Below are 11,136 nucleotides of genomic sequence, written 5' to 3'. Positions count from 1 at the left end.
TGATTATCAAAAAAGTAAAAGCATATATGAAAAAATTACTCTTATTATTTTTTATTACAGTAGGGATTTGTTTTAATACCTATGGACAAAAAAATAAAGTATCGTTAGAAGAAATATGGTCTGGCGCATTTAGAACAGAAGGCTTAGATGTTCTTAGATCTATGAAAAATGGAAAAGAATATACCGTTTTAAATTTTGATAGCGCAGCACAAGCAACTACCATAGATTTGTATAATTATGAAACGCAAGAAAAGGTAAAAACTATTGTGAGTTCTAAAGATTTAAAGGACATACCTTATTTTATAACATATGAGTTTAGTGCCGATGAATCTAAAATTTTATTAGCAACAGAAATAGAATCTATTTTTAGAAGGTCTAGCTTAGGTACTTTTTATATCTACGATATCGCTACAAAAAGTGTAGTTAAAATAGCGGATCATAAAATTCAAGAACCAACATTATCTCCAGATAATACTAAAGTAGCATATGTTTCTGAAAATAATTTGTACATTTTTGACATTAAAAGTAAAACAACAAAACAGATTACTTCTGATGGTATAAAAAATAAAATTATCAATGGTGTAACGGATTGGGTTTATGAAGAAGAATTTGCTTTTGTGAAAGCTTTTGATTGGAATGCTGATGGAACTAAAATTGCATTTCTGCGCTTTGATGAAACAAATGTACCAGAATTTTCTATGGATGTCTATGGTAGCGATTTATACCAAACCCAAAATGTATTTAAATACCCAAAAGCAGGGGAAGAGAATGCTATTGTTACCCTACATATGGTAGATGTAAAGTCTAGCGAAATAAGTAAGGTAAATTTAAACGAAGCCTATTATATTCCCCGTATCAAATGGATGAATAATGCTAACTATTTAAGTGTACAAACCTTAAATAGACATCAAGATCATTTAAAATTACAAGCCGTAAATGCAAAAAATAATTCGGTTTCTATTTTGTTAGAAGAAAAAGATGCAGCTTATGTAGATATTACGGATAACCTTACTTTTTTAGCAGATGATAGTTTTATTTGGACGAGTGAAAAAGACGGATACAATCATATCTATTTATATAATGAAGATGGCAAGTTAATGAACCAGCTTACTAAAGGGAATTGGGAAGTAACTAGATATTATGGGTATGACCAAAGAAATGATAAAGTATACTATCAATCTACAGAAAATGGTTCTATTAATAGAGATGTTTATAGTATAAGAACTAATGGTAAAGGAAAGAAAAGATTAACCGAAAATGATGGGCAACATTCCGCTGATTTCAGTGCAAACTATAGTTATTTTATAGATTCTTATTCTAGCGCTACAACACCTAATAAATACACTTTATACAAAACATCTGGTAAAAAAGTTAAAGATTTAGTTTCTAATGACGGACTTTTAAAAGAATTAGAAGGCTACGAAATAAGTCCTAAAGAATTTTCAACCATACAGATTAATGGAAATGAGTTGAATATGTGGATGATAAAACCACAAAACTTTGATCCTGCTAAAAAATATCCATTGTTTATGTTCCAATATAGTGGCCCAGGCTCGCAGCAAGTTGCAAATAGATGGATGACCGCTAATGATTACTGGTATCAAATGTTAGCATCAGAAGGCTATGTAATTGCTTGTGTAGATGGTAGAGGAACTGGTTTAAAAGGGAGAGATTTTAAAAAAATAACCCAAAAAGAATTAGGAAAATACGAAGTAGAAGATCAGATAACGGTTGCTAAAAAATTAAGCGAATTAGCTTATATAGACGAAAATAGAACAGGTATTTGGGGATGGAGTTATGGTGGTTTTATGTCTACCAACTGTTTGTTAAAAGGTAATGATGTTTTTGAAATGGCAATTGCTGTTGCACCAGTAACCTCATGGCGTTTTTATGATACTATTTATACAGAGCGATACATGCAAACTCCACAAGAAAACCCAAGTGGCTACGATGATAATTCTCCTTTTAATTATCCAGAATTATTAAAGGGAAAATACCTATTAGTACATGGTACAGGAGATGATAATGTACATGTGCAGAATACAATGCGTATGGCAGAAGCATTAGTACAAGCAAATAAATCTTTTGATTGGGCTTTATATCCTGATAAAAACCATGGCATCTATGGAGGTAATACCAGATTACATTTATATACCAAAATGACCAACTTTATTAAAGAAAATTTATAACATATGTCTAAAACTATCGAAAAAGCAGTACATCAAAAAGAATTATTTGGACACCCAGTAGGGTTGTATATTTTGTTTTTTACCGAAATGTGGGAACGTTTTAGTTATTATGGAATGCGGGCATTATTGGTGCTTTACATGACAGCCAAAACCTTAGAAAACGATCCGCAAAGTGGTTTTGGTTGGTTAGAGAATGAGGCACTTGCGCTTTACGGCTGGTATACAATGTTAGTTTATTTAATGAGTATTCCTGGAGGGTTTATTGCTGATAGAATAATAGGACAAAAGAAAGCTGTAACTATAGGGGCTATTTTACTTACTGCAGGTCATGGCGTTTTGGCTTTAGAACCAGTATGGGCTTATTATACAGGTCTTGGTTTAGTAATTTTAGGCGTAGGGATGCTCAAACCAAATATATCCACAATGGTTGGCGGATTGTATAAGCAAAATGATATTAGAAGAGATAAAGGGTTTAGTATTTTTTATGTAGGTATAAATCTGGGTTCCTTTATAGCTTCTCTTTCAGTTGGTTTAGTAGCTAAAGTATATGGATGGCACTATGGGTTTGGGCTCGCTGGTATAGGAATGTTATTAGGATTGTTGGTTTATTTATATGGTCAGCGTTATCTAGTACATGTAGGAAATAAACCTACTATAGAAGAAAAAGCTGATGATATTAGTTTAGGAACACTTATTTCGCAGTTGTTTAAATCGCCTTTACATTTAGGAATAGTGATTTTGATTATGGCTTATGGTGTATATGCGGGTTTAACCTACAATGGTAATGATAGTTGGGGTTTTATGGCGCTGTATGTCTTTATTGCATTTGTAACTGGCATGATGATGATGATTTATAAAAATCTAAATGGTCAAATAGAGAAAGATAGGTATATAGTTTTGTTAATATCATTATTAATGGTAATCGTTTTTTGGGGTTGTTTTGAGCAAATGGGAGGTTTAATGAACTTGTATGCTGAACAAAAAACAAATAGGGATCTATTTGGCTGGGAAGTACCATCGGCTTGGTTCCAATCTGCAAACCCTGGTTTTATTATTTTATTTGCTGTTATCGTTGCTAATATTTGGGCAAAAAGAAAGTTAAAAGGAAAGAATGCAGATTCTTTATTTAAAATGGCTACAGGAGTTATTATTATGGGTATTGGTTTTGTTTATATGGTATTTGCATCTATGGAATACGATAGTAATGGGAGTTCAGCCATGTACTGGCTAGTTTTGGCATACTTATTTCATACTATCGGAGAACTTTGTTTATCTCCGGTTTCTTTGTCATTCTTTACCAAATTGGCTCCAGCTCGTTATATGGCCTTGATGATGGGCGTATATTGGGCAGCAACTGGTTTAGGGAATAAAGTTGCAGGTGTTATTGGAGAAAGTGCATCTAAAGCTGGAGAATTGAATATATTTGGAGGACTCTTTATTTTTGCAGTTTTATTCGGGATATTAATAATTTTAATAATTAAACCATTAAGAAGACTTACTCACGGTGCAGAAGATAAAGAAACACTAATAACAGATTAAGCAGAAAGTTTCTAATCATCAAAATTTATAAGCTCCCTTTTCACCAGTATAGTGAAAAGGGAGTTTTCTTTTAAGGCAAGTTGCTTTCCAACGGGCAACAACACTCTTGTAATTACTTCCGTCTGCTATAATTGTTTTAGGGCGAATTGAATCTAGAAGTCTTTCTAAATGTATTTGAGGAGATTGCGTTAATATCATATAATCTACCGTTATATTTTTAGGAGGGTATATGCTTAAACTATCCATAATATAAATGGTTTTATTATGATAGAGGTAACTGTTCGATAAAGGCAATTGTTGCTCTTTTTTTATCAGTGTAGCATTTTTATAGTTATGTATTAAATGTTGTAATAATTCTGGTTGAGCGCTATATACATCAATGGAATAGCCTTTTTGATGTAATAAACCACTGTTTTTAGATTGGTGCAGTAATACTAAATGATCCTTTTTAGTTGTCTTATAGCTTTTATAAACTATCCAAGATTGAAAGCTAATAGTAAGTATAAAACAAAAAACAAGATGTTTAAAAGATTTTTTAGTGAATGCTAAAATAAAAGCAAAAAGCAAGGTGTAAGCAAGAACTAGTTGTGTTGCATCAAAAGAAATATTTCTAAAAATAAAAACCTCTTGTTGCGAAATAAAACCAATAATACCATTCATTAGTTTAATCATCCAATTGTAAAAATATACGATAACGTTTGGTAAGGCTTCTAATAGTGTCAGTACAATAACCAAAACCCCAATGCCTAAAATGATACCCAAACAAGGCACTAATACTAAATTAGAAACAAAGAATAAACCAGGGAATTGATGAAAATAGAATAAGCTTACAGGCAATACCCCTAATTGAGCAGCGATACTTACACAAAGTAATTGCCATCCTTTTTTGAGCATAAAATTTTTAGGAAACCATAATTTTTCTAGTAATGGATAGAGCCAAATAATAGCAAATACAGCAGCATAACTCATCTGAAAGCCTACTTGAAAGAGTAGCATAGGCTTTACCAGTAACATAAAAAACATAGAGAGTGCCAAAATGTTATACTGATTTGTTGGTCTATTTAAATACTGCGCATAGGCAATAAAAGAAAACATGGTAACTGCTCTGACTATTGATGCGGATAAACCCGCTATAAACGCAAAACACCATAATGCTACCAATATAATAGCTAGCTTTATTTTTTTACCCTTAGGCAGTAACTCCAGAGGCTTTAATAAAAATTGTAGTAAAAGTAATAGCACACCAATATGTAGGCCAGAAAGTGCTAATATGTGAACCGCTCCTGCATTTTTATAGCTATCGTAGGTCTCAGAAGAAATATCATTTCGTTGCCCTAAAACGAGTGCCTCAATAATTGCTAATTCGGTAGTGCCAAAATTTTTAGTTTTCAGCTTTTCAATAATACCCTTTCGTAAGTTTGCAGCTATTCCAATTAAAGTTTTAGAAGTGTTTTTAGTTTTCAGAAAATTATCTGTTTTTAAAGTTATTTGATGATAAACCCCTAAGTTTTCTAAGTATGCAGCGTAATTAAATTGGTATTCGTTTAAAGGAGTCGCTACAGGTTTAGGTTGGGTAAATACAATAAGCTCATCATCTACTTTAAGATTAGTTAAGCTGCTATCACGAAGTATAGTAAGAGCTATTTTTCCGGTAATATTAGTATTTTCTAAACGCTGAATGCTTGCAATATATCGTTCAGAAAAAGAATTGTGTTTTAATACTTCATGAATCTTTAAAGTCCATTTTGCATGTTCAGAATAGGTGTAATTTGTATAATGATTTGAATGATTTTTTGGTTGTGCTAAGGAGATGGTTAAAATACCTATTTGAAGCATTAAGAGATATGTGGCAATTCCAAAATAACTCGTGTAGGTACCACTTTTAGTTTTAAATAAAACCCCTAGAATAAAAATAGTAATTAATGTAGAGGTGATGATGAATGCTAATGGGAGTGTTAAAAATGAACCAATTAGAATACCAATAATCAATAAGAAAGCGAATTTTATGGGCACAAATTTTAAGAGCTGCATATTATAAAACCCGAGTGGCTTTTACAAAAGCAGCATTCCAATAGCCTTCTCTTAAGGATGATACAATTACGCCTCTAGACGCAGTGGCATGTATAAACTTTACTTCATTATGATCATTAGAAACAACAAGACCAACGTGGTTAATACGTTTTCCTTTTTTACTGGTTTTAAAAAAAACTAAATCCCCCTTAGTAGCCTGTCTTATTTTAATGCGTTTTCCTTTTTCCGCCATTACATAAGAGACTCTAGGTAAAGGAATATTATGTTTTCCAAAAGAAACATAAAGTAAGCCAGAACAATCCATTCCTTTTTTTGTGGTACCGCCAAATTTATATCGAGTGCCAGAAAATGTAAGTGCGGTATTGATAATCTGGTCTGCTTTTTCTAATATTTCAGTAGTTTCAGTAACTGGTGTTGCGATGGTATCATTAGCCAATTCGTTATCTGCCCTAGTAATAGCTTCTTTAGCCGCAATAGTAATTTTGCGCTCTTGGTCTTCGCTATAGGTTGTTTTTTTCTTTACACCGCAGCTTGTAATTAAGCATATAAGAAAGAGGTAAAGAAGCTTATGATTCATGTAAGAAAGGTTTTGTATATGCTGAATCAAATTTAAATAAATAATTGATATGAAGTTTCTTGTTTAGAAGTTTATTCTATAGTTGTAAAAAGAGAGGTTACTGATAGCGTAAAAATTGCTGTTAGGAACAACATGACTAGTCCGTTATTTTTTTAACAAGCTAATAATCAATTTTGCAGTTTTTTCACTAGCACCTTTACCGCCTAGTTTTTGCTCTAAAATAGCATATTCTTCTAATAACTTAGCCCGATGTTCCGAAGCTACTATTTTTTGTAGTTCAGAAGTCAGGTTTTTAGTGGTTAAACCGTTTTGAATTAATTCTTTTACCACTTCCTTATCCATAATTAAATTTACTAAAGAAATATATTTTAAAGTAATAATACGCTTTGCTATTTGGTAGGATAACCAACTACCTTTATAGCAAACTACCTGCGGCACTTTAAATAATGCGGTTTCTAAAGTAGCAGTACCACTAGTTACTAGAGCTGTATGCGCAATTTGTAGTAATGCATATGTTTGGTTATGTATAATTTTTACCTGCTCTTTTTTTAAAAAAGGAGCATAAAATTCCATATCTAAACTGGGTGCACCAGCAATTACAAATTGATAGTCTGGAAAAGAATCTACCACAGAGAGCATTACCTGTAGCATTTTAGAAACTTCTTGCTTTCTACTGCCAGGTAATAAAGCAATAATAGGTTTGTCTGGGTTTAATAGCTGTTCTTTTTTAAAAGTTTTACTATCAATTTTTTCGGTATTTGCAATTGCATCTAATAGCGGATGGCCCACAAAATGTACCGGAAAGTGATGTTTTTGTTCGTAAAATTCTTTTTCAAAGGGTAAAGTAATAAACAATTCATCAATGTTTTTTTTTATTTTTAAAACTCTACTTTCCCTTGAAGCCCATACTTGAGGCGCAATATAATAATTGGTTCTAAAGTTATTGGCTTTGGCCCATTTTGCAATTCTAAGATTAAACCCAGAATAGTCAATAAAAATTACAACATCTGGAGAAAAAGAAGCAATATCCTCTTTACAGAAACGTATGTTTTTAAAGATGGTTCCTATATTTTTGAGCACTTCCAAGAAACCCATAAAAGCGAGTTCTTTATAATGTTTAGCGAGTGTTCCGCCAGCATTTTGCATTAAATCGCCACCCCAACAGCGAATGTTAGCATCAGTATCATTAACTTTTAAAGCTTTTATAAGGTTAGCACCATGTAAATCTCCCGATGCCTCTCCAGCTATGATGTAATATTTCATTCTTTTAATGGCTAATGTTCACAAATACTGAAATTTACTTGATAATCGAGATTTAAAAAGCTCCAAGGTTTAACTTAGAGATAGTTTTCTTTTTCAATTCGCTTTCTAAAAAACTTTGTAATACATAATCAACAAAGCAGTTATTACCGTAGCTAATAAAACACCTCTAGCTCTTAAATCTCTTTTAAGCTTTAAAAATCCAAAAAAAGCAATTAAATTAAGAATTGCTCCTAAGGCTAATAAGCTGCCTACATGATCCTGCGAAACAGCTGCTTCATAGGTTTCTTGAATACCATATTCAGAAAATATAAGAATGTAAAGCAATGTGCCTATAGTATTGGCAATAATGCCTACAAAAAAACCAATGATAACTTCTTTTTTATTCATTCTGATAAATTCCAATTATTAATATGTTGAATCGCATGATGTGCTGTAAGATCAAACTGAGTAGGAACTATTGAGACATAGCCTTGTGATAAGGCCCACTCATCGGTGTCAGTTCCTTTGTCTAAAAGTTCAAACTCGCCAGAGAGCCAGTAATACTCTTTTCCCATTGGGCTTACACGTTTATCAAATTCTTCTTTCCAATTTGCTCTCGCTTGTCGGCATATTTTAATTCCTTTTATATCTTTTTTAACCAATTTAGGAATGTTTACATTTAAAACAACATCTTTTGGAATTCCGTTTTCAATAGCTTCTTTTACAATTTTTTGAATAGCTTCTTTAGCAGGGCTAAAATCTGCCTCCCAACTATAATCGCATAACGAAAAACCAATAGCAGGTATTCCTTCAATTCCCGCTTCAATAGCAGCACTCATCGTTCCAGAATAGATAACATTAATACTAGAATTAGAACCATGATTAATACCACTAATAACCAAATCAGGTTTTCGGTCTAAGAGCTCTCTAATGGCCAATTTTACACAATCTGCAGGGGTGCCACTACAGCTATATTCTTCAAGAGTACCACTTTCCGAATCAATAAGGATTTTTTTAGAAAACAGGGTCTTGTCAATAGTAATAGCATGCCCCATTCCAGACTGTGGACTATCTGGTGCCACGACTATAATATCATAAAAATCCTTCATAAAACTAACTAATGAACGTAGGCCTGGGGCAGTAATTCCATCATCGTTAGTAACTAAAATTAAAGGTTTTTGCATTTTATATACTTTAAGGAGTAAAAATACGTTTTTCATAAGAATTAACTTTGTAAACTGTTTAACAAAAATTTTAGTTTCTTGAATTTTTGTGGCACGGTTTTTTCATTATCTTAGAGGATTCATAATACATTAAGGATTACATAAGAATAAAAGTTTCCTTTCTGGATTTTAGTAATGACAAAAAATTAATACATGAAAAATAAATTAGCCTACGTACTTTTAGCCATGTTGGTTGCAGTAGCATCCTGCAGTTTTACAAATAAGTCTTTTAATAATGATGATAAGGATAAATTATTACTAGATCTTATTTCTTATGCATTAGAAAAAGCACATTACAACCCTAAAGATATTAACGACGATTTTTCAGCTAATGTATTTGAGCATTTTATAGATGGTTTAGACCCTACAAAACGTTACTTTTTAGAAAGTGATATTAAAGAATTTGAAAAGTATAAATTTCAAATTGACGATCAAATAAAGAATACTGAAATTACATTTTTTAATTTTGTGCACGAAAGGCTTATAAAGCGAATAGCTGATGCTAAATTAATCTACAAAGAAGTTTTAAAGGAATCGTTTAATTATACGGTATCTGAAAATATTAATATTGAATATGACGAAAAAGCATTTGTTAAGGCTAAAAAAGATTTAAAAGAACGATGGAGAAAACAGCTTAAGTATATTTCTTTAGGGAATTATGATGAGATTTTAACGAGCAATGAGAAGAAGAAAAAAGATGATGCTAAGTTTACTGTTCCTAAAAAATCTGAAGTAGAAAAGGAAGCACGTGTGGATACTGAAAAAACCTTAGATGAGTATTTTGATGCTATTGGAGACTTGCAACGTAAAGATTGGTTTGTACAATATTTAAATACTATTGTAGAAGAGTTTGATCCGCATACCTTTTATTTTGCCCCAGAGGAAAAAGAAAAGTTTGATACTAGAATGTCTGGGAAATTTGAAGGTATCGGTGCACGCCTACAAAAGCGTAAAGATGGAATTAAAATTACACAAATTATATCTGGCGGACCCGTTTGGAGAGATAAACAAATAGAAGTTGGAGATGAAATTGTAGAAGTTGGTCAAGATGGTGAAGAGCCAGTTAGTATTGTTGGAATGCGTTTAGAAGATGCCATAAAATTGATAAAAGGGCCTAAGGGTACTATTGTTAATTTAACAATGAAAAAAATTGATGGTTCTGTTGAAATTATCTCTATTACAAGAGATGTAGTAGAGTTAGAAGAGTCTTTTGCTAAAACAGCTAATATTATTAAAAAAGATACTCAATTTGGTCTAATTAATTTGCCACAGTTTTATGTTGATTTTAATGATTACGGAGAGCGTAATGCAGCTAGTGATGTAGCAAAAGAAATAGAGCGTTTAAAAAAAGAAGGTGCAGAAGGTCTTATTTTAGATTTACGTGATAATGGTGGAGGATCTTTAAAGACAGTTGTGGATATGGCTGGTTTATTTATAGAAAATGGCCCAATAGTTCAAGTGCGTTCTAGTAATAATGAAAGAGAAGTACACGTAGATAATGATGATAGAGTGCAATGGGATGGTCCATTAGTAATTTTAGTAAATGAATTATCTGCATCTGCATCAGAAATACTAGCAGCAGCAATGCAAGATTATAAAAGGGCTGTTGTAATAGGTAGTAAACAAACCTTTGGAAAAGGTACAGTACAAAATGTAATCCCATTAAATAGAATTGTTCGTAGTAATGATCAGGGAGATTTAGGGGCTATAAAGTTAACAACTCAAAAATTTTATAGAATTAATGGAGGTTCTACGCAATTAGAAGGTGTTAAAAGTGATGTGGTTGTTCCAGATAAATATAGTTATATAGATATAGGAGAGCGAGATCAGCAAAATCCTTTAGCTTGGGATAAAATTGCTCCAGCAGAATATAATGTTTGGGAAGGTTATATTGATTATGAAAATACAATAGCAAATAGTGCTAAGCGTATGCAAGCTAATGAGCAATTAATGCTAATAGACGAAAATGCGAAGTGGCTCAAAGAAAAACAAGATCAGAACATTGTTTCTTTAAAGTATAGCGATTATAAAGTTGAAAAGGAAAAGAATGACGAGAAGTCTAAATACTTTAAAAAATTAAATTCTTATGATTCTAAACTAACGTTTACCTCATTACAATACGAAAAAGAACTCTTTAAAAAAGATCCTATTTTAGAAGAAAAACGTGCCCGTTGGCACGAGGAGTTACGAAAAGATGTATATGTAGAAGAAGCAGTAAATGTTCTTGAAGATCTAAAAAAAGTTGCTAACTCAAATATTAAAGTAGCACAACATATTAAAGGATAAGCTTTATACAAAAAGATAAAAAACAAAAAATCCACTATTTTAGTGGATT

General features: G+C 32.0%; 8 protein-coding genes. 3 read left to right on the top strand and 5 right to left on the bottom strand.

The window, feature by feature from the left end:
- Positions 1-26: 26 nt before the first annotated feature.
- Together ACZ451_RS01980 and ACZ451_RS01975 are read left to right on the top strand one after the other, a co-directional pair.
- Positions 27-2,189, top strand: a complete 2,163-nt coding sequence (locus ACZ451_RS01980) for a S9 family peptidase (RefSeq protein ID WP_464215406.1) — start codon at positions 27-29, stop codon at positions 2,187-2,189.
- 3 nt (positions 2,190-2,192) lie between these two features.
- Entirely contained in the window at positions 2,193-3,728 is a 1,536-nt protein-coding gene (locus tag ACZ451_RS01975; RefSeq protein ID WP_464215405.1) for a peptide MFS transporter, read from the top strand.
- An 18-nt stretch (positions 3,729-3,746) separates the two neighbouring features.
- Here ACZ451_RS01975 and ACZ451_RS01970 read toward each other — a convergent pair whose 3' ends face one another.
- From ACZ451_RS01970 to surE, 5 genes are all read right to left on the bottom strand, one after another.
- Complete coding sequence (locus tag ACZ451_RS01970; RefSeq protein WP_464215404.1) at positions 3,747-5,759, bottom strand: ComEC/Rec2 family competence protein; 2,013 nt, start codon at positions 5,757-5,759, stop codon at positions 3,747-3,749.
- Between the two features lies 1 nt (position 5,760).
- On the bottom strand, positions 5,761-6,336 hold the full coding sequence (locus ACZ451_RS01965) for a C40 family peptidase (protein ID WP_464215403.1): 576 nt from the start codon (positions 6,334-6,336) through the stop codon (positions 5,761-5,763).
- Between the two features lie 144 nt (positions 6,337-6,480).
- Positions 6,481-7,599: a lipid-A-disaccharide synthase gene (gene lpxB, locus ACZ451_RS01960; protein WP_464215402.1), complete on the bottom strand. Its 1,119-nt coding sequence runs from the start codon at positions 7,597-7,599 to the stop codon at positions 6,481-6,483.
- 105 nt (positions 7,600-7,704) lie between these two features.
- Complete coding sequence (locus ACZ451_RS01955) at positions 7,705-7,986, bottom strand: hypothetical protein (protein ID WP_464215401.1); 282 nt, start codon at positions 7,984-7,986, stop codon at positions 7,705-7,707.
- Positions 7,983-8,762: a 5'/3'-nucleotidase SurE gene (surE, locus tag ACZ451_RS01950; protein ID WP_464215400.1), complete on the bottom strand. Its 780-nt coding sequence runs from the start codon at positions 8,760-8,762 to the stop codon at positions 7,983-7,985. The genes ACZ451_RS01955 and surE overlap by 4 nt, the downstream gene beginning before the upstream one ends.
- Before the next feature lie 192 nt (positions 8,763-8,954).
- On the opposite strand from surE, the gene ACZ451_RS01945 reads away from it, so the two are divergent.
- Positions 8,955-11,087: a carboxy terminal-processing peptidase gene (locus tag ACZ451_RS01945; protein ID WP_464215399.1), complete on the top strand. Its 2,133-nt coding sequence runs from the start codon at positions 8,955-8,957 to the stop codon at positions 11,085-11,087.
- Positions 11,088-11,136: the final 49 nt, after the last annotated feature.

The sequence above is a fragment of the Allocellulophaga tsushimaensis genome, assembly GCF_055383085.1.
This window is presented reverse-complemented; position numbering and strand designations above follow the sequence as displayed.

Bases quoted from the DNA above. Each gene is read 5' to 3' on its own strand.
- ACZ451_RS01980 (WP_464215406.1), top strand. From the start codon at position 27: ATGAAAAAATTACTCTTATTATTTTTTATTACAGTAGGGATTTGTTTT.
- ACZ451_RS01975 (WP_464215405.1), top strand. From the start codon at position 2,193: ATGTCTAAAACTATCGAAAAAGCAGTACATCAAAAAGAATTATTTGGA.
- ACZ451_RS01970 (WP_464215404.1), bottom strand. From the start codon at position 5,759: ATGCAGCTCTTAAAATTTGTGCCCATAAAATTCGCTTTCTTATTGATT.
- ACZ451_RS01965 (WP_464215403.1), bottom strand. From the start codon at position 6,336: ATGAATCATAAGCTTCTTTACCTCTTTCTTATATGCTTAATTACAAGC.
- lpxB (WP_464215402.1), bottom strand. From the start codon at position 7,599: ATGAAATATTACATCATAGCTGGAGAGGCATCGGGAGATTTACATGGT.
- ACZ451_RS01955 (WP_464215401.1), bottom strand. From the start codon at position 7,986: ATGAATAAAAAAGAAGTTATCATTGGTTTTTTTGTAGGCATTATTGCC.
- surE (WP_464215400.1), bottom strand. From the start codon at position 8,762: ATGCAAAAACCTTTAATTTTAGTTACTAACGATGATGGAATTACTGCC.
- ACZ451_RS01945 (WP_464215399.1), top strand. From the start codon at position 8,955: ATGAAAAATAAATTAGCCTACGTACTTTTAGCCATGTTGGTTGCAGTA.